The sequence below is a fragment of the Actinoallomurus acanthiterrae genome (assembly GCF_054775715.1).
Genome location: NZ_BAAHCO010000001.1, coordinates 175,468 through 195,176, shown reverse-complemented (window position 1 = coordinate 195,176; position 19,709 = coordinate 175,468). Strand labels below are relative to the sequence as shown.

Annotated in this window: 24 protein-coding genes; 7 read left to right on the top strand and 17 right to left on the bottom strand. The window is 64.7% G+C overall.

All coding sequences use genetic code 11. The annotated features are described in order from the left end of the window. Nucleotides 1-440 precede the first annotated feature (440 nt). Both ACYVF7_RS01025 and ACYVF7_RS01020 read left to right on the top strand, forming a co-directional pair. Nucleotides 441-1,184 carry an XRE family transcriptional regulator gene (locus ACYVF7_RS01025; protein WP_460333379.1) on the top strand — a complete coding sequence of 248 codons (744 nt, stop codon included), beginning with the start codon at nucleotides 441-443 and terminating at the stop codon, nucleotides 1,182-1,184. 2 nt (nucleotides 1,185-1,186) lie between these two features. Continuing rightward, nucleotides 1,187-1,663 (top strand): NUDIX hydrolase, encoded by a 477-nt coding sequence (locus tag ACYVF7_RS01020; protein WP_460333376.1) that lies wholly within the window; start codon nucleotides 1,187-1,189, stop codon nucleotides 1,661-1,663. Here the strand turns inward: ACYVF7_RS01020 and ACYVF7_RS01015 are convergent. The 4 genes from ACYVF7_RS01015 to ACYVF7_RS01000 all read right to left on the bottom strand — a co-directional run bounded on the left by ACYVF7_RS01015 (nucleotide 1,656) and on the right by ACYVF7_RS01000 (nucleotide 3,629). Continuing rightward, entirely contained in the window at nucleotides 1,656-2,207 is a 552-nt protein-coding gene (locus ACYVF7_RS01015) for an HD domain-containing protein (protein WP_460333373.1), read from the bottom strand. The two genes, ACYVF7_RS01020 and ACYVF7_RS01015, sit on opposite strands and share 8 nt — an antisense overlap. Nucleotides 2,208-2,260: 53 nt before the next feature. Further along, a complete protein-coding gene (locus ACYVF7_RS01010) occupies nucleotides 2,261-2,710 on the bottom strand; it encodes a GntR family transcriptional regulator (protein ID WP_460333370.1) in 450 nt (149 codons plus the stop codon). Nucleotides 2,711-3,024: 314 nt separating this feature from the next. Then, on the bottom strand, nucleotides 3,025-3,249 hold the full coding sequence (locus tag ACYVF7_RS01005; protein ID WP_460333367.1) for a hypothetical protein: 225 nt from the start codon (nucleotides 3,247-3,249) through the stop codon (nucleotides 3,025-3,027). Continuing rightward, nucleotides 3,246-3,629 (bottom strand): hypothetical protein, encoded by a 384-nt coding sequence (locus tag ACYVF7_RS01000; protein ID WP_460333364.1) that lies wholly within the window; start codon nucleotides 3,627-3,629, stop codon nucleotides 3,246-3,248. The genes ACYVF7_RS01005 and ACYVF7_RS01000 overlap by 4 nt, the downstream gene beginning before the upstream one ends. 335 nt (nucleotides 3,630-3,964) lie before the next feature. Between ACYVF7_RS01000 and ACYVF7_RS00995 the strand changes: the two genes are divergently transcribed. Then, nucleotides 3,965-4,699 carry an XRE family transcriptional regulator gene (locus ACYVF7_RS00995; RefSeq protein ID WP_460333362.1) on the top strand — a complete coding sequence of 245 codons (735 nt, stop codon included), beginning with the start codon at nucleotides 3,965-3,967 and terminating at the stop codon, nucleotides 4,697-4,699. Between the two features lie 115 nt (nucleotides 4,700-4,814). Here ACYVF7_RS00995 and ACYVF7_RS00990 read toward each other — a convergent pair whose 3' ends face one another. The 5 genes from ACYVF7_RS00990 to ACYVF7_RS00970 all read right to left on the bottom strand — a co-directional run bounded on the left by ACYVF7_RS00990 (nucleotide 4,815) and on the right by ACYVF7_RS00970 (nucleotide 8,873). Beyond that, nucleotides 4,815-6,557 carry an ABC-three component system protein gene (locus ACYVF7_RS00990; protein ID WP_460333359.1) on the bottom strand — a complete coding sequence of 581 codons (1,743 nt, stop codon included), beginning with the start codon at nucleotides 6,555-6,557 and terminating at the stop codon, nucleotides 4,815-4,817. Then, nucleotides 6,535-6,801, bottom strand: a complete 267-nt coding sequence (locus tag ACYVF7_RS00985) for an ABC-three component system middle component 6 (RefSeq protein WP_460333356.1) — start codon at nucleotides 6,799-6,801, stop codon at nucleotides 6,535-6,537. The genes ACYVF7_RS00990 and ACYVF7_RS00985 overlap by 23 nt, the downstream gene beginning before the upstream one ends. Next, nucleotides 6,798-7,739, bottom strand: a complete 942-nt coding sequence (locus ACYVF7_RS00980) for an ABC-three component system protein (RefSeq protein ID WP_460333353.1) — start codon at nucleotides 7,737-7,739, stop codon at nucleotides 6,798-6,800. The genes ACYVF7_RS00985 and ACYVF7_RS00980 overlap by 4 nt, the downstream gene beginning before the upstream one ends. 326 nt (nucleotides 7,740-8,065) lie before the next feature. Continuing rightward, the gene (locus ACYVF7_RS00975; RefSeq protein ID WP_460333350.1) at nucleotides 8,066-8,656 is read right to left on the bottom strand and encodes a DUF2637 domain-containing protein; all 591 of its coding nucleotides are present in this window, start codon (nucleotides 8,654-8,656) and stop codon (nucleotides 8,066-8,068) included. Then, nucleotides 8,649-8,873, bottom strand: a complete 225-nt coding sequence (locus ACYVF7_RS00970; RefSeq protein ID WP_460333347.1) for a hypothetical protein — start codon at nucleotides 8,871-8,873, stop codon at nucleotides 8,649-8,651. Before ACYVF7_RS00970 ends, ACYVF7_RS00975 begins: the two co-directional genes overlap by 8 nt. Nucleotides 8,874-9,313: 440 nt before the next feature. Between ACYVF7_RS00970 and ACYVF7_RS00965 the strand changes: the two genes are divergently transcribed. Further along, nucleotides 9,314-10,897: a hypothetical protein gene (locus ACYVF7_RS00965; RefSeq protein WP_460333344.1), complete on the top strand. Its 1,584-nt coding sequence runs from the start codon at nucleotides 9,314-9,316 to the stop codon at nucleotides 10,895-10,897. A gap of 394 nt (nucleotides 10,898-11,291) precedes the next feature. Here the strand turns inward: ACYVF7_RS00965 and ACYVF7_RS00960 are convergent, their stop codons facing one another. The 3 genes from ACYVF7_RS00960 to ACYVF7_RS00950 form a co-directional block, all read right to left on the bottom strand. Next, nucleotides 11,292-11,741 (bottom strand): hypothetical protein, encoded by a 450-nt coding sequence (locus tag ACYVF7_RS00960; protein ID WP_460333341.1) that lies wholly within the window; start codon nucleotides 11,739-11,741, stop codon nucleotides 11,292-11,294. Between the two features lie 461 nt (nucleotides 11,742-12,202). Then, the gene (locus tag ACYVF7_RS00955; protein ID WP_460333338.1) at nucleotides 12,203-12,766 is read right to left on the bottom strand and encodes a DJ-1/PfpI family protein; all 564 of its coding nucleotides are present in this window, start codon (nucleotides 12,764-12,766) and stop codon (nucleotides 12,203-12,205) included. A gap of 135 nt (nucleotides 12,767-12,901) precedes the next feature. Then, nucleotides 12,902-13,531: a peroxiredoxin-like family protein gene (locus ACYVF7_RS00950; RefSeq protein ID WP_460333335.1), complete on the bottom strand. Its 630-nt coding sequence runs from the start codon at nucleotides 13,529-13,531 to the stop codon at nucleotides 12,902-12,904. Between the two features lie 41 nt (nucleotides 13,532-13,572). On the opposite strand from ACYVF7_RS00950, the gene ACYVF7_RS00945 reads away from it, so the two are divergent. Further along, on the top strand, nucleotides 13,573-14,184 hold the full coding sequence (locus ACYVF7_RS00945; RefSeq protein WP_460333332.1) for a TetR/AcrR family transcriptional regulator: 612 nt from the start codon (nucleotides 13,573-13,575) through the stop codon (nucleotides 14,182-14,184). A gap of 1 nt (nucleotide 14,185) precedes the next feature. On the opposite strand, the gene ACYVF7_RS00940 is transcribed toward ACYVF7_RS00945, so the two are convergent. The 3 genes from ACYVF7_RS00940 to pnuC form a co-directional block, all read right to left on the bottom strand. Then, nucleotides 14,186-14,704 (bottom strand): hypothetical protein, encoded by a 519-nt coding sequence (locus ACYVF7_RS00940; protein ID WP_460333329.1) that lies wholly within the window; start codon nucleotides 14,702-14,704, stop codon nucleotides 14,186-14,188. A 137-nt stretch (nucleotides 14,705-14,841) separates the two neighbouring features. Next, a complete protein-coding gene (locus ACYVF7_RS00935; protein WP_460333326.1) occupies nucleotides 14,842-16,020 on the bottom strand; it encodes an AAA family ATPase in 1,179 nt (392 codons plus the stop codon). Next, complete coding sequence (pnuC, locus tag ACYVF7_RS00930; protein ID WP_460333323.1) at nucleotides 16,017-16,667, bottom strand: nicotinamide riboside transporter PnuC; 651 nt, start codon at nucleotides 16,665-16,667, stop codon at nucleotides 16,017-16,019. The genes ACYVF7_RS00935 and pnuC overlap by 4 nt, the downstream gene beginning before the upstream one ends. A gap of 306 nt (nucleotides 16,668-16,973) precedes the next feature. Here pnuC and ACYVF7_RS00925 point away from each other — a divergent pair, with 306 nt between their 5' ends. Continuing rightward, entirely contained in the window at nucleotides 16,974-17,414 is a 441-nt protein-coding gene (locus tag ACYVF7_RS00925) for a hypothetical protein (RefSeq protein WP_460333321.1), read from the top strand. Nucleotides 17,415-17,492: 78 nt separating this feature from the next. On the opposite strand, the gene ACYVF7_RS00920 is transcribed toward ACYVF7_RS00925, so the two are convergent. Further along, nucleotides 17,493-18,308 carry a PIG-L family deacetylase gene (locus ACYVF7_RS00920; protein WP_460333319.1) on the bottom strand — a complete coding sequence of 272 codons (816 nt, stop codon included), beginning with the start codon at nucleotides 18,306-18,308 and terminating at the stop codon, nucleotides 17,493-17,495. Nucleotides 18,309-18,348: 40 nt separating this feature from the next. After that, the gene (locus ACYVF7_RS00915) at nucleotides 18,349-18,573 is read right to left on the bottom strand and encodes a hypothetical protein (RefSeq protein WP_460333316.1); all 225 of its coding nucleotides are present in this window, start codon (nucleotides 18,571-18,573) and stop codon (nucleotides 18,349-18,351) included. Between the two features lie 170 nt (nucleotides 18,574-18,743). On the opposite strand from ACYVF7_RS00915, the gene ACYVF7_RS00910 reads away from it, so the two are divergent. After that, nucleotides 18,744-19,703, top strand: a complete 960-nt coding sequence (locus ACYVF7_RS00910) for a D-alanyl-D-alanine carboxypeptidase family protein (protein ID WP_460333313.1) — start codon at nucleotides 18,744-18,746, stop codon at nucleotides 19,701-19,703. The last annotated feature ends 6 nt before the right edge of the window (nucleotides 19,704-19,709 follow it).

The window sequence follows — 19,709 nt, the reverse complement described above, 5'->3', positions numbered from 1 at the left end:
ACCGCCACGTGCTGACCGCGGGCGGTACGGCGGACACGGCGAGGCCGCATGATGCGGCGACTCCAGGCGGCTCGTGCCTGGCACTTACGGCACAGGCGGTGGGTGTGCTCGGCTCGGGCGCCGCACGGGCAGTGCCAGCACCAGGCTTCGAGGGTGATCCGGCGAACGGGCATCGGCTCTCCTCTCAGAGCCGGCACCTCGCCTCCCACGCTCTGCACTAATGAACATGACCAGTCCTGTATAAGAACCTGCTGGCATTCAAGAGCGATTTTTGGAGGGGGAGGAAACGGAGGCTTCGGCTCGGAGTTGATCGGGGCTTTTTCCTTACGCCACCAAAGATGCGCCGATCAGGCCGGACGAGCACCAGCATGACTGGACGTGTTCATGACGTCTTACTAGGGTCAAGGAGTCCTGAGACGTCCTTTGATCCGGTCGGGTAGATGACAAACGAGAGACTGAGAGCGGCGCTCCTGGAGCGAGGCATGACCGTGGCCTCGCTGGCCGAAGGCATCGGGGTCGACGAGAAGACCATCGAGCGCTGGATCAGTCAGGGACGGACGCCCTACCGACGACACCGCTACGCTGCGGCAACGCATCTCGGCGTGGACGAGACCTACCTATGGCCGGACGCGATCTCTCGCGAGCAGGTAGCCACGGCGTCGGATAGCGAGATCATCAACATCTACCCACGGCGCACGGCCGTGCCACGGGACGGGTGGGGACGTCTGTTCTCACGGGCCGAACACGAGATCGGAATCCTCGTTTACGCCGGCCTCTTCCTCTCCGAAGACGGCGGCGTACAGAAGATCCTCCTGGACAAGGCGCGTGCGGGCGTGCGGGTGCGCATTCTGCTCGGCGACCCGGACAGCCCCGAGGTGGCGCAGCGCGGCACCGACGAGGGCGTGGACGACGCCATGGCAGCCAAGATCCGCAACGCCCTGGTCATGTACCGGCCGCTACGCGGCGTCGAGGGCATCGAGTTCCGATTCCACACAACGATCTTGTACAACTCGATCTACCGTGCTGACGACGAGCTGTTCGTCAACACGCACGTCTACGGTGTGACCGCGCCGCGCGCACCGGTTCTCCACCTTCGCAAGGTCGCGGGTGGCGACATCGTGAACACGTACCTTGAGAGCTTCGAGCGCGTCTGGGACGACGCGACATCAATACCGGAGGCATGACGTTGGGGCGACGGATCGACTACTACGACGACCCGAATGCGCCGGCTGCGAACAGCATCGTCCCTTCGGTCAACATGGTCGTCACCAACGACCAGGGCGAGATCCTGCTTATCCGCCGTACCGACAACAACAACTGGGCGCTCCCTGGCGGCGCCATCGATCTTGGCGAGTCCGTCACCCAGGCCGCGATACGCGAGACCCAAGAAGAAACCGGCGTCACCGCCGAGATCACCGGCCTGGTCGGCATCTATACCGACCCGCGGCATGTCATCCACTACACCAGCAACGACGAGGTACGGCAGGAGTTCTCCGTCGTCCTGACCGGTCGCCCTGTCGAGGGCCAGCCGACTCCCAGCAGCGAATCAAGCGAAGTGCGCTGGGTGCCGCCCGCCGACATCCGCAGCTACACGATGGACCGTACGATGCGCAGACGGATCGAGCGGTTTCTTTCTCCCGAGAGCTCTCCCGAGATCACATAACTCCTGCTTGCGCGGCCTCGATCGTTCGTACAGCAGCGAGGAGTTGCGTAGATGATCGCTGGATGAACCGCGTGACAAGGTGCCCTGCGCCGTACCGTCTCTGAATCTCGGCAAGGCGTTCCTCGGCCGCCACCGGTTCTCCGTCCGGTGTCGTCGTCATGTCGCAGTAGGTCAGCGCATCCGACAGGAGCTCGCTCGCTGGCCTGAACTCCTCGGCAAGCTCGGTAGCAAGACCTCGTTGCTCAGCTTCGTTGATAGCGCAGGAGTGGTAGGCGACCAGGCCGCACAGAACCGAATCGGCACACTCGACGTCACGCAGGTAACGTGCGCCATCAAGGGGATGGAAGCCGGTCACGACGAGCTTCGATGAGTAGCCAATGTCGTGGAGCCACGCGGCGCTCTCAACGAGATCCGCATCACCGCCGAGTATCGGCGCCAGCGTTCGGGCTTGCCGTGCCACCCCTTGGACGTGTGACCATCGACGGGGCATCGGCGCTTGGAGCAACGTGCGGGCGACCTCACGCGCCCAGTCGGCTTGTGTCATGTCACCGACGCTAGGCGACATCGCAGGGACGTCCACGGACGTACGAGCGGCGTCTAGGGACGTCTACACACGAAACGTCCCTTCCCGTGCTGCACCTCGACGAGGCCAGCGGCCTCAAGATGGGCAAGAGCTTGGCGGGCCGTGCCCCGCGCAACGGCGTACTGCTCGACGAGTGCGGCCTCACTAGGCACAGGATCCCCAGGGACCAATCCGCCGATCTCAATCTGGCGCCGCAGATCAGCAGCGATCCGCATGTACATGTACTGCGTCGGTGTGTCGCCACGCACGGCGCGCCCCTTGCCGGGAAGCGTCTCGATCAGCCCCTCGTCCTCAAGAACCGACAGCGCCCGGCGCACCGTGTTACGGACGACAGCGAACTCCTTACATAGGGCGGCTTCGGAAGGTAGCAGCGCACCGGCAACGAATTCACCTCTGGCGATGCGCCCACGCAGCGCATCCGCGATCTGCGCAAACACTCCCCAGGCGGTCGATTTGGGGCTCACTATCTACCTCGTGCGTGAAGGCTTAGCACGCCAGGTCTTTGATCAGCTTCTGTGCGGTGACAGCGTAGAGGGTGCGGTCCGCGACGGCTGCACCATTGATGGTGCCCCCGGCGGGGCGGGCTGGTGTCATGGCCATGAGCTACCGGTCGTTGCCCCGCCGGGGGGATCAGGGCGCGGGGGCACGACGTCGCCGGCCCCTCACCTCCGGCACCGCCGCGCCCCCGCTTGTCACCCGTGACGCCAGAACGACGCAACCGTCACGGGGGTTACCGCGCGACCGCCCCTCCCCGGTACGGGCCGGACGCGCGGAGCCTTCATCGCTTGTGGGCGTTGATGATTGCCCCGGTGAGTTCTTCCGGCCCGGCGCCTTCGATGAGCTGCCACCGTCCGCTGGCCCATACCAGCGCCCACCACCTTCGCGTAAAGGTCCCGAACCAGACCATGGCTGAGGGGAAGCGACGTTTCAGCATTGAGGCGGTCACGGCGGCCTGGCTCCCGATCGGTGGCGTCAGGCCGTCGACCAGAGTTGGCGCCGTCATGGCGTCACTCCCGAGTCGGCGCCGTCAAGTCGCAGGACGTGCGTGATCCGATTGGCCGCTTGCTCGACGTACTCGGCAGGGCAGAGGTACTCCAGTTCCGACGGTGCGTCTCGTGTCGGTCCCGACCACACCCAGAACCATGCGAGGCGACCAGAGTCGCCGTCACGTTGGCACACGACGCTCTGACGTAGTCCGGGGCTCATCGCCGCTGCCCGTGGGTCGCCGCCCGAAGCGTCGGCGGCTGGGTTCTTCACCCAGACCATCCTTGTGCCGAACGCTTCGGCGACAAGTCCGCGCCTTGTGAGTGCGGCCGTGAGTGCTTCCAGGAAGAGCACGACCTTTTCGGGGGCCGCGTCCGAACTTGACTCCATGACGCTCATGTCGCGTCTCCTTCGCGTGTCGGATTTGTGGACAGTGCGCCAATCCGATGCGATGACGTTGGAATCCAGTGCGGTCTTGGAATCCCTAACCACCACTGAGAACCCATCGGGTCCATCGCCTATAGGTGAGCCTTCCGGCCAACGGCCGACGTCTCTACCGACGCCAAGGGACGTCTTGGGATGTCTTGAATCCCCACGTAGACGTCCTAAGACGACTACGAGACGTCCGTAGACGTCCCTAGTGGCTGGCCTAACGTCGAGGACGGGACGTCCGTGCGTGCAGTCCGTGCGTGCGACGGGAATTTCGGTCCAAGTTTTCACATCGAGGAGAAACGGTGAACGACAGACTTCGGGAAGCTTTCAATGCTTCGACGCTTGATGAGGCCGCGATAGCAAAACAGCTTGGCGTTGATCCGAAGACCGTCGAGCGATGGGTAGCCGGCCGTCTGCCATACCCGCGTTACCGTCGCGCCCTCGCCGAGATCCTAGGTTTCGACGAGAAAGCAATCTGGCACCAGAGAATAACTAAGGAAACGACCGCTTCAAATGAGCGGACAGCAGAGATCAAGGTTGCATACGCACATCGGTGGGCCGTGCCCCGAGAACAATGGATTCGGCTGTTCCTATCAGCAAAACAAGACATCGGAGTGCTGGCCTACGCGGCGCTCTTCCTCGCCGAAGATGATGGAATCATCCGCACTCTCGCGGAGAGGGCACGCGCAGGCGTCCATATACGGATTTTGCTTGGTAATCCAAAAGGGTCTCAGGTAGCCGAACGAGGAACCGGTGAAGGGATTGGCGATGCAATCGCCGCCAAGGTGCGCAATGCTCTCACCCTGTACCGAGCTCTTGCCGATATCGACGGGGTAGAGATTCGACTCCACGACACAGCGCTCTACGCGTCGATCTATCGGGCCGACAACGACGTCTTGATCAATACACACGCTTACGGAGTGCCTGCATCCCACTCGCCAGTTATTGGAATCCGGCATGCCGCCGCAGGCGACATGGCAGAGACATACCTCGAAAGCTTTGATCGGGTATGGGCGAAAGCCAAGGCCCCCGACTAGCCGAAGTTCGTCACTGGGTTGTCACTTGGGCCACCAAATCCAACTCGGCAGCGGATCATCCGATCTGCAACAAGATCGAGAGCGTTCGCATACGCCCGTGGAGTTAGCTCACGCGTCACTTAAATCTAAATCCGAACAAGCCGCCATCTGAGTATTCGTCAGTTAGTCGGGGGGACAAGATCTTATTGCCCGGATCATAGCCTCGACTCACCGCTTTATTCAGATCGTCACTATTAAGCATGGCTATGTATTGCATTCCTTCTGCATCGACCGTCTCGCCCGCGAGTTCCAGTGCAGCCTTAAGTTGCCGATCATCGACACCATCGAATAGATGACTGTCATGAACAAGGAAGTCTGGTCCTCTATTATGTCGGTGTGCAATTACGGCCACGGTAAGATCAAAACAGAAGATCACCATGTTGCTAATACCACGGCTGTCATCACTATCGATACGAGGAATGATCTTTATACTATTACGTCCGGCATTGATCGCTAGGTAGCCGCCACGCTCTTCTCCGTAAAGCCTTTTCGCAAATTCGTCGAACAGCAGCGTGGCTTCCCTAGTCCGACTTTCACGATCTTCAAGGTCGGCGGCCATCTCTTCTTCAACTTCTAGCCGCATCGCCGTGATTTGCCTAGCGCTGGCTTCTAGTTCTTGTGCTGCCGCAAGCCGGTTCCTCAGGGCCTCTAGCGATGCACGTTCTTGCGCATAAGCTTGTTGAAGCATAGTCAGCGCTTCCAGAGCACCGCCTTCATTGAGTTGTCGAAGTATCTGGGACTGCTGTGCCCCCAGGCGCTCCCGCTCAGCCTTGCGTTCGGCCATGCGTTCGCGAATCGACGAAATTTCCTCAGCGAGATAGCGGCGGCGGTTGCGAACGATGGAGTCGTGGAATAGGCGAACGTCCTCAAAGCGCCGGCGAACCTCCTCTGGCAGAACTACTCCCAGTTCGCCGTAAACCGGTTCCAGATAGCGAACTTCCGTATCGGTAGATTCCTCCACCGAGGCTTCCAGCTCCTGAAGATTGCGACGATCAACGACGTCACTGTTTGATAGATCGCGAATGCGCATTGCTATCTCATCAGCACGGTTCTTCAGGTTCTCATACTCGGGTATAACTCGAAAGTTAGCTATTTGCTCTTCAACTTTCGCGATGCGCGCCTCAACCAAAGTGATCTGCCCACGCAAATCTGCGACATTGCCAACGATCCGACCCCATACGGGATCGTTAACGGCCTGCCGCAACTGTTTCCGAGTAGCTTCTCTCGCAGCTATTTCTTTGTAGCGAGACGCAAGCTTCCAGTCGAGGCCCAACAGGTACGCCAAATTCGTCGTTGCTTCTACTTCCGACTGGCGAGAATGAATGCGTATCGGCTCGTTAAATGCATGACTGCCGCTGCGGCGCGCATAGAAAGAGAGCAGGACACGTCCACTTACGCCGGCATGCTCGCCCTGCAGATTAAATAGATTTGCCTCAAGGAGGTTGACCCATTCGGCAGCAGCAACCCGCCCAGGACCGATAGAGAGTCGATTTGCGGAATCCGCCGAGACGTCCGGATCGAGCGTTACCACATTAGCGTCAGATCCCTTACGGCGGACGCGAAGTCCCTCAGGGACCTGTGGCCAATCAAGAAGAAGCTCAAAGCTAACGTCCCGGAGAGCCTTTCGCGTCGCAAGATGTTTATCTGCTCTTGCCCCAAGCAGAAAGTGAATTAGCTCAATAGTGCTTGACTTACCAGAACTATTTCTACTGTCCGTAGAAGTAGACTTGGGGGTAGTATCGGCGATTAGCAGATTCAAGCCGGCATTAAAATTCAGCGTTTTGAATCGGGAGTCGTCAGCTCCGAGTCGACGAAGCATGGACTTTCCTCCGAATCAAAAGGCCGTCGCGGAACTCTACCAGTCCCATAGCGTAGAGAATGTCAAGCGCGAGAGTGAACCACCCAAAGGAAATGGGCGCCTGATGTCCTGCCTCTTTCCTCCACGATTTCAGTTTGAACCATGTCTGGCTTACCGACGTTGGCTCGTTGAGCTGCTGCAAAACTTGCGCGCCTACTGACAACAGGGCTCTGTCTGGCTCAATACCCTTGGTTGGCGTGATCATGTTGAGCTCCCAGCGACGCTGGCGGGCCTCCAGTCCGGTGGCGGCTGCTCAAAAATATCGCACCGTTCGAAGAAGTAGGCCAAGACAACCATCGCTGCTCTATGGGTACGACGATCTTGGTGCATGTTCCCGAGCACGTACATCTCAAGTTGCCATATTATATCTTCAGGGTCTTCCCAATCTTCCTTTATTTGCTGATAGTAAATTGAGAATCCCGCGGCAACTTCGTCTCTCTCGTATGCCGCCATCCTCATAGTGTAATACTGATCGATAAGTCGAGTGCTTCGAAATGCTTTAACAAGGCTCTCACGGCTATCACCGTCGAGTCTATTATAGTCGAGCTTCAATTCACTCACGGGCGGCACTGGCTTAAGTGGATCGGAAAATTTGGCCTGATCCTTAAGGTGCTCCAGTAGAGGCGCGAGATCTTCCATGCCAATGCCGTAGGCAAGTTGAGTAATCGGAATTGGGCATCCCAGAAGATCTTCCACTTGCTCTACGTTAAGCTTGAGAACCTCATGCCAAAGACGCCTTCGCCCCATGTGATCGAATTTTAGGGGTGCGTGATCCCGACCGGCCTCTGCCAACACACTTGATATTTCTGGATGCGCACCACGCATATCGTTGTGCACAAAGACGAAAGTGTCAAACTCGCCGTCTCTTTTTTCTTTTGCCTTCTTCAGATCGGAAGCGAACTTCGATTCGATCTCACTAACGTTGAAGGTAGGCGGCGCGTAGCATGCATACAATTTTCTGTCATGCAGACCCAACCCGTCCGCACCCTTGTCGCCAATATTTCCATGTGTGCGGACATCAACATAATCAGGATGGCGCGCAGACATCAGATTATGAAAGAAATCCTCAAATGCGTTTTCACTTAATTCGAGGATCTTTTCGAAGAACTTAAGCCGCGCAAACATTCGCTGCTCAAAAAACATATTTAACCTCAAGCTTTGATGGCCTTCAGGTCATGATACGACCTCTTGCGTGAAAAATGAAGCCTATTCTGAAGTAACAATTGTGACTCGACAGACCAGCAAACCGGACAACTATAGACTTATCAATTATGGGCGGCACTATCGACACGTTGCGGGCGACCGATTCGGAACAGATCAGCCCGAGGGCTGTGCAGGCCGCGGGCGGCCCGCACAGCGAGGCGTCCTTGATCGCTGTAGAGCAAGTTCTCACCGACTCGCGATCCAAGTCGGGATCCGGGGTATGAGAGGAGCCTCTGCACCAGGGCAACCGGTACAGAGGCTGCTCTTTATGCGGGCTGCTCGATGATCCGTTTCACTCTGCGTCGGTCGATCTGCAGCTCACGAGCGATGGCACGCTGGCTGGAGCCTGCTTCGTATCGTGTCCGTACCGCCTGCTCCAGCATTGGTACGTCCGACGGCTCAGGTGGTGCGTCCGGTTTGCCGGATGACGTGGTGCGGCACTCAGCTTTGTCCGCAGGCGGCACTGCCGTGGTGCCGTGTTCGGCTCTGATGAGCATCATGAGTAGTTCGTAGGAGCCAACAAGCGCCAGGGCCGGCCATGCGCTGACGAGGGCACCTATTGGTCCGTGTCCCATGCCGTGCGCCAGGTTGGCGCCGACCGTCGCGGAGATGCCCGCGCCAAGGCTCCAGCCGGCCAATGCTGGTACACGACCGGTACGCCGGTTGGCATCGAGGATTACCATCGAAGCCGCCAGGATGAGTCCATCGACGGTGAGCGGCACCAGCCGTGCGGTAGTGCCCGACTCGCCGTGTGAGCGCACCAGTTCGTAGGCGTGCCGATACGAGATGACCGCGGCGACTGCGGCTACACCAATTACCGCCAGTGTGGTTGTCGCCCGAATAATCCGGTCAATCACCGGCCAACTCCTCTCGCCACGCGGCGACGAACGGGTCATCGTCGCGGTAGCCGTGGGCCAGGCGCTCGACCAGGGTCAGGGCCGTGATCGCCTGGTTGTAGGAAAGCGGAACCGGCCAGGTGCTGACGGTCCACCGCTCGCCGCTCCGACTGGCCGTGGCGATCTCGGTTCCGTCGACGGTGAGGGACATGCGGTCTTCGTTGATCTCGATTGCCATGGAGGCTCCTCTCCCGCCCGGAGAGGGAGCCACGGGGAGCCAATCTTGGGAGCCAACGCATTCAGGCACCCTCAGACTCACCGCGACTCCCCCGGGCGTAATCCCAGGTGAGAGGCGCCCCGCTTGGCTCGTAGCCGACCAGGACGAAGATCGATAGACCGAAGTTCCTTCGGGACGAAGAGGTCGTGGGTTCAAATCCCGCCACCCCGACCAGCTCAGAGGCCCTGTACCGCGAAGGTACAGGGCCTCTGTCTTTTGCTCGGCCGTCTACAAGGCCGCTATCGCCTCTGGCCGGCGGTGCGTCGGCACGGACGCGTCAATTTTTGTTCTCCGCGGTGTCAACGCCATGGGGCCCAATGGCGTCGTTTAGATGACCATGGTTCGGCTCTATCCGGGGACTACGTATGCGGAGACTCATCGGCGCGGCCATTGTTCTGGCTATGGCGGCATTCACGCTCGTCGCAACGGGGCCAGCGTCGTTCGCCGGGGACGGGCTGATCGTCAGGAGCGTCAGAGCCACAACGCCGGGACTGACCACCCAGATCGAGATCACCGCGCTGTCGGGCACCGACATCGCGACGCTGGTCGCACGGCTGCGTCTTTCTGGCCAGACCGAGGTTCTCGCCACCGTGGACGACTTCGAACTGGTCCAGGGAGCCGGCAATAACGGTGTCTGGCGGAGCAGAACAGCGGTGACCCTGCCGGAGGGCCGGGTGGCGGTCGACGTCGAGGGCACCACGGTCGGCGGGTACCACCGGACGACGACCGACGCCGGGGTGATCGACAACGGACGCGACGTCACCTTCAGCGCGTTCGCGGTGAACCCCACGACGATCGACACCGAGCACGAGGACGTCACCATCACCGGCCAGGTCATCGATCCCGCGGCAGCGGGCGTACCCGGGCTGAAGATCAGCTTCCACTCACCGGAACTGCCCAATAATCCCATCGGCAGCACCACAACGGACGAGCAGGGCCTTTTCACGTTCACAACGCGCTTCACCAACTCGATGCACGTGTACGCCGTCTCGACGGCCGGCGCGATGTACCGGTCGGCCAAGAGCGCCCAGGTCATGGTCGGTCATGTTGATCTCCCGACGCGTCTCACCATCAAGGCACCCGTCACCCGCGGGATCGTCGGAGACACCATGGTCCTGACGGGACGTCTGGAACGGCAGAGCCGCTCCGGAGAATGGGCGGGCCTGGCCGGCCTCCCGGTGCTCGTGACGGCGCACGATGGGACGGGTTCGCCGGTACGGGTGACGACCGGTCCGGACGGCACGTTCAGCGTGCCGGTGACCCAGTACTCAGGCACCCAGTGGGACGCCCGGTTCCCGCCCCCCGGTGAGGGCAGCCGCTACGCCGACTCGGGCGGCACCACCGCGTACGTCGCCGCCCAGTGGCGCACGACGGTCACCGGATTCAACGCGGCGCCCGAACCGGTCGGCCGCGGAGCCACCGTGACCGCACGCGGCCAGGTACTCCGGCGGACAGGCGACGGCGGCACCGAACCCGCCCCCTATCCCACCGTGGCCCTGCAGTTCTCGCCCGACGGCAAGACCTGGACGACCAAGAACCGCCTCGCCTTCGAACAGGACGGTGCGTTCACTCTGACCGCGAAGGCCACCCAGGACGGATACTGGCGCGCCGCCGTCCAGGACGACGGCACGTACCTCCCGGCGAACAGCGGCTCCGACTACGTCGACACGAAGACCTGGACGCGGATCCGCTCCTTCAACGCCTCACCGGAACCGGTACGCAAGGGGAAGACCATCACGGCGGCCGGCTACCTACAGCGCTACGGCTCATCGTGGACCGCGTTCTCCGGGCAGAGCGTGAAGATCTATTTCCAGGCCAAGGGATCCACGACCTGGACGTACGAGGGCAAGGCGACCACCAGCCGCACGGGATACTTCTCCCACGGCTTCACGGCGTCCAAGGACGGCACCTGGCGAGCGGCCTACGCCGGGACCTCGACGTACCTGGCCGTGACAGGCTCGGGTGACTACGTTGACGTGAGCTGATCTCGCCCAGCCGGATTCTGCTGCCGGTCGGCGGTGTGGCCGGGACCCTCTCGAGGTGCACGGCTGTCCGGGGACGGCGAAGACCTGCGAGGCGATTTCCCTTCGTCGGCATTGTCCGATTCAGGTATTGGGGGTCGCCGTCTTATGGAGGCATATCGCCCCCGCCGGCCTCTCAGCCCTCCCCTACGAGTCCCCGTCCTGGCGGATTCGTACGGTCGAGCTCCCTCGCCCGTCTCGCAGGCCAACTTCCACTCTGCTCTGCTGGTCGGCGTTCCTCCCAGGGACGAACGTCCCTGAGGAGGCGGGACCATGGTCCGTCGGCCAGGCCCAATGCGGATGCCCACCGCCACATCGGTCCGTACGGCGGTGGGCTCGGATTGCCCGTCGGTGCACACTATCCAGCCTTGCGCTTGTCGAACTCGGCCGCCACCGCATGGATGGAGCCCCGGCCCTCGAGCTGGACACTCTTTCCGTCGGCCATGCTGATCGTGACCGGCTGCCAGCTCTTGCCGCCCTCGACTTTGATGGACGCGATGCGCTCCAGCGGAATCTGGCCGAGGTGCTCACCGACCCGGTTGAGCATCGGGTCGGCGGCCCACACGTGCAGGGCACCGTCGCTGACGCCGAAGACGACGGCAGCGTCGAGCGGGATGTCGGTCTCTTCGGTCATCTTCTTCGCCGCCGCGCGGGCTGCCGGCCTGGCGATGAGGTAGTTGCCGAGCGGCGAAAGCATCCGCGCCGGGCTGAGCGCGGTGTCCACCCTGGCGTACGCGGCCGCCACGATCTTTTCGTCGCCGAGCTGCTCGGTCAGGGCGCCGGCCAGTTCGGCATCTTTTGCATGCATCAGTGCTTCCCTTCGGTCGGAGGTCAGAGTCCAGGGCACAGGCCATTCCGCCTGCCATCCCGCTCGGTGACGATTGCGCCCGCGTAAGCGCCGTAGCCCTTTCGTCCATGTCACATCCAGGGCATTGGGCGACAGCGCCTGCGTTACGGAAGGGCGTACGCGCACCGCTGTTTCATCCGTACCGCCAGCGTCGCGGCAGCGGGCACCTCAGGCGATCGGTGAACCGGTCATTCGCGTGTCCACCGAACGGTGGACACGGCACCCGAGGTCGACCGGCTGACCTGAAACAGGGCGTGGCCGACGATATCGACGTGGCAGAGATGCGCCCCGACGGCGAGTAATCCAGGCACGAGAAGCCGCCGATTCCCGATCAGCGGCTCTCCGAGCCGTGATCGTCGCGCATTGCGTACCGCCGCGCCGGCCGCTACGGGCGGCGCGGCGGTGGGCTCGGGCGCGGTCGGTCAGTCGGCCGGGGCGGCGACGCGGAGGACCTTGAGGAATTCGCGCATCCAGGCCGGGTGGTCCGGCCAGGCGCGGCCGGTGACCATGGAGCCGTCGATGTGCGCCTCGCTGTCGACGAAGGAGCCGCCGACCGCCTCGATGTCGGGGGCGAGCGCCGGGTAGGCGCTCGAGGAGCGGCTCGCCAGGACTCCCGCCGCGGCGAGCACGAGCGGGCCGTGGCAGAGCGCCGCGATCGGCTTGCCCGCCTCGGCGAAGTGCCGGACGATGCGGCGGCAGTCGGCGTCGCCGCGGATGTACTCGGGCGCGCGGCCGCCGGGTAGGACGAGCGCGGCGTACTCGGCCGGGTCGACGTCGGCGAACGCGACGTCGGCGGGCCAGGTGTGGCCGGGCTTTTCGGTGTAGGTGTCGAAGCCGTCGACGAAGTCGTGCACGACGAACTGCAGTTTCTTCTTCGCCGGAGCGGCGATGTGCACGTCGTAGCCCTCTTCCAGCAGCCGCTGGTAGGGGTACATCACCTCGAGATCCTCGGCCGCGTCGCCCGTGACGATCAGCACCTTCGGCATGGTGCAGCACCTCCGTGACGTTGTGGAACCACCGTACGACCGATCGTGTCCGCCGGTCCTCCGCAGAGTCAACCGCGGAGATTTCACCCGTCGGAAACCCAGAAAAAGGGACCGCCCGGGCGCAGCGCCCTCAGCTCACGGCGTCGAAGCCGCGGGGCGCGGGCTGCCGGCGGCCAGTTGCAGCAGTTCGTCGACGGACCACTGGTCGTAGACGTGTTCTCCGTACTTGCACGCCACCACGGTGCCGTCCTCGGCGATCAAGAAGTCGGCGGGCAGGCCGAAGCGGCCGCCCTCCGGGCGGGCCGCGGGGCCGCGCTCACGGCCGCGGACGATGGCCCACGTACTGCGCAGGACGGCCCGGAGGATCGGCCCCCAGGCGCGCGGGTGTAGAAGTGCGCGCCGCGCCGATTCGACGCCGAACTCGACGTACAGCCGCTTGGCCGGGTCGGGGATGACGGCGAACGGCAGGTCGGCGGCGTGTTCGCGCAACTCGTCGGCGGGCGAGTGGAAGACGACGACCTCGCGGATGCCGGCCGCCTCGATCTCGGCATGGCGCCGCACGATCGATCGCAGGTGCAGGTTGCACACCGGGCAGCCGGCGAAGCGGCGGAACTGCAGGTGGACGAGGCGCCCGGGTGACGGGACGCGGATCGGCGTGCCGGAGATGGGGGTGAACTCGCGCTCGTCGATGACGGTGCCGGGGCGGGGCCTGCGCGGATCGTCGTGGGCGACCATCGCGTCGTCCTTCCTGTAGGCGTACAACATACGCTAACACGCGTAGGCGTACCTTGTACGCTGTCGGGACCATGCCACGCCCACGCTCGCTCACAGAGACGCAGATCGCGGCGGCCGCGCTCACCGTCATCGACCGCGACGGACTCGCCGCCCTGACGATGCGCGCGGTCGCCAAGGAACTCGGGATGGGGACGATGTCCCTGTACCGCTACGTCGACGACCGCGACCAGCTCGAGGGCCTGGTCGTCGACCTCGTCCTCGGTGCCGTCGACACCACGCCCCCGGCGGGCTCGTCGTGGCGGGAGCGGGTCGCGACCATGGTCGAGCGCGTCCGCGATGCCGTCGGCGCCCACCCGAACGTCGTGCCGCTCACGCTGACGCACCGGCAGGGCTCACCGAGCAGCCTGCGCTGGGGGGAGACGGTGCTCGGCATCCTCACCGAGGCGGGCATCGTCGGCGAGCGGCGCGTCGTCGCGCTGCGCAGTCTGGTCGGCTACCTGGTCGGGGCCGTCCAGTTGGAGCACCTCGGACCGCTGTCCGGCGACGGCACGCGGACCCTGGCCACGCTGCCGGGCGCGGACTTCCCCCTGCTGGCCGAGACGGCACGGCAGGCCGGGCGGGTCACGGTGGACGAGGAGTTCCGTCGGGGTCTCGCCGTCCTGCTGAACGGGCTGGCACCGTAGCTCAACGAGCGTCGGTGCGGTCGAGCACCGACCGACGGTCGCCGTGGCCGACGCCGTAGGACGCCTCCCCGGGTCGCACCGGCGGGATCAGCGCCGGCAGGTCCATCCTCGCCCAGTCGATCCGGATCTCGAGTGACCGCTGCTCGGCGGGCGGCGCGACCTCCTCGGCCGGCAGCACCCGGAAGCGCCGTCCTCCCGTGCCGTCCGGCGTGGTGAGGCGCGCGTAGGAGCCCACCGGCTCGGGCTCCCCGCCGTGGATCCGCCGCTCGGCGTCCCAGGTGATCTCCGTCAGCCCTGGGATCTTCAGTCCCAGGAACGGATACAGGTCGTATGCCGCCACTTCCTCGCCCCGCTGGTGGACGCGGATGGCGAGGGTGCCGCCGGAATGCGGGGACCAGCCGGTGCGCAGGAAGTCGCCGACGGCGTCCCGCATGCTCGGCAGGTCGGTGAAGGTCCACACGTGTCCGTGGCCGCCGCTTCCCGGGAAGGACGACTCCTCGAACACGTAATAGCTGTACATAGGGCGGTCTCCGACGAGGGGCGTGGCCGGGGTGGACCGGAGGTTAGCCGACCAGTCCGTACCTATTGGTCACGATTGAGGGTTCGTTCACGACCTGCGGCGGAGTTAGTACTGGGGACCCAGGACCGGGGCACTACTCAGAGCGGATCGGCGAACGTCCAGCCCTTCTCGAGGAGGGCGTCGATCTCGGTGGCGGCGGCGGCGAGGCGGTCCTCATGCGGTCCGGTCACGACGACGTACGGCAGGCCGCGCCGGTCGAGCTCCTCCCGGAACCGCTCCGACATGCGTTCCCGGATCGACTCGCCGTCGCGCCAGCCGTCCTGTTCGAAGGGCACGCCGGCGGTGTCGGTGAGGATCCACAGGTCGTGGCGGGTACGGGCGTGGACGCGTTCGGCGTCGGGTGACAGGGCGCCGAGGTAGCGCTCGTGCCACAGCGAGGTGGCGAAGGCGTCGGTGTCGCAGATCAGCAGCGGCGAGCCGGAGCGGGCGGCGGCGTCCTCGAGGGCGAGGTGCCGCTCGGCGATCAGGGTGAACTCCTCCGACGCCCAAGGGAGATCGCCGATCCACCGGTCCGGATCGGTGCGACGCGCGACGGCGAGCTTCTCCTCGCAGTACAGGCGGCCGTACTCCGGCACCCACCGGGTCGCGGCCCACACCCCGCCGCGCGCGGAGTAGTGCGCCGCGAGGGCACGGCTCAGCGTGGTCGTGCCCGAGGACTCCGCGCCGACGATGACGACGCGCCGGGCCAGGTACGCGCGTACGGCGGGCGAGAGCCACTGCCAGCAGGCGACCGGGTCGCTCCGTACGGCGGTGCCGCTCACCGGGAACCGGCCGCGCGGCGGGTCCACCGGGACGTGCGCGGCGGCGAACCGGCGGGCCAGCTCGGGACCGTACTCCTCCGAGCTGAACACCGCGTCGACCGGCGGACGGTCGAGCGCGCCGACGCCCTGCCCGGCCACTACCTCCACGCCCTGCCCGAACCCCGTCCCCACGCCCTGCCCGGCCACCGCCCCCACACCCTGCCCGGACGCCGCGGCCAGGCCGGTCTGGAACGCCGCCACGTGCGCCGCCCAGATCTCCTCGGAGTCGTAGTCCACCTCGACGTCGTCCACGACCGGAACGATCTCGACGTGCGGCTGCGGGTGCCGTTCGCGGAGCCAGGCCGTACGGAGGGCGAGGGGGATGCTCTCGGCGGTGGAGGCGGCCACGACGACGGTCACGCGCTCGCAGGCGCCCGCTGCGGTGTCGATCAGGTGGTGATGGCCGGCGTGCGGCGGATAGAACTTCCCGATCACCAGGCCGTGCCGGAACGTCATGAGGCCACCGAGACGGCCGCCGCCTGCCGCTCCGCGTGGTCCTTCCGCCAGGCGAGCAGTCCGGCGACGCACAGCGCCAGGAAGACGACGTAGAGGACGCTGGTGAGGTAGAGGTGCTTGTAGGCGTACAGCGGGATGTAGATCAGGTCGGCGGAGATCCACAGCCACCACGACTCGAGCAGCTTGCGGCTCTGGCCGTACGTCGCGGCCAGCGAGATGGCGGTGGTGAGCGCGTCCCAGAACGGCACGGTCGAGTCGGTCCAGGCGCTGAGCGCCCACGTCAGCAGGCCGGTGGCGACGATCCCGGCGGCCGCGAGCCCGGCCCATTCCGTACCGGAGGTGCGCTGGACGACCCGCTCGGTCCGCTCCCGCCCGCCGTACAGCCACTCCCACCAGCCCCACACCTGCAGGACGACGTACACGACCTGCAGGCCCGCGTCGGCGTACAGGCCGCCGTCGACGAAGATCAGGCCGAGGAGGACGACGTTGGCGATGCCGATCGGCCAGTTGGCGATGTGCTGCCGGACGACGAGCCAGACGTTGACCACGCCGGTCGCGAACCCGAGCACCTCCGCCCAGGTCGTAGGCGTGCCGCCGAGCGTGACGGCGGGATGGAGCAGCGGACCCAGCAGGCTGTGCAGCGACAATGCGGCACGCTCCCAAGATCAGACAGTGGCCACCAGAACCTAACACCCAGGACTTAGATCACACGAGGGACTAAAACACCGCTCTCGATGTCTCCCTCGACGCCGGGCTTCCCGCACGAAGAACGGCTTCCTTAGCACATCGGTCACGGAACGGACAGAGCCCACCGGATCCATTCGAGATGGGAACTGTGCCTCAATTCCACTGGCGAGGATTCCGCCATGATCATTCCGATTGATAGTTTCCGCCTTGGCCGCGATGCCCCTTTCGCGCGGCGTGGTACTCACTCGTCTCAAAGGAGACCTGTCATGGCTTTTCTTCGTAAGACGATCATCGCGACCGCCGTGGCCGGCCTGGCGTTGACCGGCACCGCGGGTGCCGCCCACGCCGGCACCGCTCCCCCGAAGCCGCACAAGTTCACCGCCTACGGTCCCGCAGTGAAGAAGGCCCCCCACCACAAGGTCATCCACCTGCAGACGGTGACCGGAAGCGCCACGATCACCGCCTGGACGACGGTGAAGTGGAAGGCGACCAACAAGACGTACAACAAGAAGACGGGTAAGGGCACCATCACGGTGATCTTCACCTACGTCACCCCGACCAACCAGACCAGGAAGACCGCGCCCATCACCGTCAAGGCCACGGGCGGGAAGACGTTCGCCCTCCCGACGGCACACCTGAAGAAGCTCTCCGTTCAGGTGTGGCAGGGCAAGAAGGCCGGCGCGCCGGTCACGATCCTGGGCAAGTGACACGCCTTTCGCACGCGTGATCCGTATCCGGGCGTCATGGCGCGGACGCCCGGATACGGATCGCTCTCGTCGGAAGCGTCAGCGGAGGCCGGCGAACAGGTCGTCCTCGTGGTCGGGCGCCGATACGGCGCTGAAGCGGCGGACGAACGACTCGGTGCCGAGCGCCTGGCGCTGCATGTCGTCGGGCATGCGCAGCAGGAAGATGTTCTCCCCCTGGCTGGCGTGGGCCTCCAGGGCCTTGACCTTGCGCTCGAAGTACGCCAAGACGTCGACCACGGTGGTGATCTCCTCGTCCGGCGTGCCGAAGTCATCGGGGAGCTCGAAGTCCCCCATATCGGCGCCGGTGCTGCGGAGATACTCCATCATCTGCTCGATCCCGGCCCGGGGGATGGCGGTGTGGTAGAACTTGCGCGGAATCCCGGTCGACTCGGCGGCGGCGATCGCGATGCGGTGCGCCTGAATGTGGTCGGGGTGCCCGTAGTTGCCGTTCTCGTCGTAGGTCACCACCACCTGCGGGCGGTACCGCTCCATCAGGTCGGCGAGCCGGGCGGCCGCCTGCTCGACGGGCACGTTGGCGAACACGCCTGTGTCGCCGTTGGCGTCCCATCCGGCCATCCCGGAGTCGGGGTAGCCGAGCAGCTCCACGTGGCCGATGGCCAGGTGAGCGACCGACTCGCGTAGCTCGCCGAGCCGGCGGCGGCTGACGTCGGCCGGGTCATGGCCCGGCTCGCCGGGTTTGACCCCGCCGGGGCCGTCTCCCTGCTCGCCGTTGGTACAGGTGACCAGGACCGTGCGAATGCCTTCATCGGCGTAGCGCGCGAAGATCCCGCCGGTGCTGATCACCTCGTCGTCGGGGTGCGCATGAACGGCCATCAGTGTGAGTTCGGATTCCATGGGCCCAAGCATGCACGGCCGGAGCGACACTAACGGGTCCTCAGCGGAAACGGCGCCGACGGCGTCGCCAGATCTTCGCGCACTCCGCGCAGGTGTCGGGCGGAGGCGCGGAGGTCGACTCCCCTCGCACCGTCATCACCACGCCGCAGTAGGCGACCACGGTGCTCCCGACCGGGCGGGCGGGCGGCGGATAGCCGTGCGTGACCTCGTCGTCGCCGCTGCCGGTCGGCAGCGGCGCGAGCTCTGTCGAGGATCTCGGCGTCACCCCTTAACGGTACGACGCGTCGTCCAGAAGATCCCGGACAGGTGCTGAACGGCCCATCCAAACCGATTCGGCTGACCGCATCCGGCACAGTTGTCCCGCGAGTCCTGTTGCGTCCCGAATTGATCAACTGCGAGCATGCTTGTTTCCCCCCAGATTTCCCAGGAGTTTGCATGCGTCGCAGCGCGCGCCTGGTCGCCGCCACCGCCGTGGGGACCCTGATCGGCTCGGTTTCGCTGACCACCCCGAACGCCGTCGCCGCCACCCCGAAGAGCGCCACCCCGAAGACCGCCGCCCCGTACGCCGCGCAGGCGTCCCAGCCGTCCGGAATCGCGGCGAAGGGGGCCTACCTCTACGACGCGACCAAGGGCAAGAAGCTGTGGGGCGTCGCCACCACGACCAAGCGCCCCATCGGCAGCATCACCAAGGTGATGACCGCGCTCGTCGTGATCCGCGCCGGCGGTCTCGACCGCAAGGTCACCGTCAAGCAGAGTTACGTCGACCACGTCAAGGGCAACGACGCCACGACCGCCGGGCTGAAGGTCGGTGACAAGGTGTCGGTCGGGCAGCTCCTGAACGGCATGCTCCTCCCGTCCGGCTGCGACGCGGCGTACGCCCTCGCCGACGTGTACGGCCCAGGGCAGACGAAGTTCGTCGCCAAGATGAACAAGACCGCGAAGTCGCTCGGGATGACGAGCACCTACTTCCGTACGTCCGACGGACTGCCCACCTCCTCCAAGAAGGAGGGGTACTCCACGCCGAGCAACCTGATGAAGCTGGCGAAGGCGGCCATGGCGAGCTCGTCGTTCCGCGCGGTCGTCGCCCGAAAGACGTACTCGCTGTCGAAGACCAGCGGGCACCGCGCGTACAAGTGGACCAACACGAACCTGCTCCTCGGCTCCTACAGCGGCGCCATCGGCATCAAGACCGGCCACACGGACAAGGCGGGCTACTGCCTGCTGTTCGCGGCCCGGCGCGGCGGCCGTACGCTTTACGGGGTGGAGCTGAACAGCACGACCACCGCCCCGAACCGCCGGTTCACCGACGCGGCCAAGATGCTCGACTGGGCGTACGGCACCAAGTCGGCGCAGATGCGGCTTCGCTCACTCCCCTCGGGCACGGCCACGGACTGACAGACT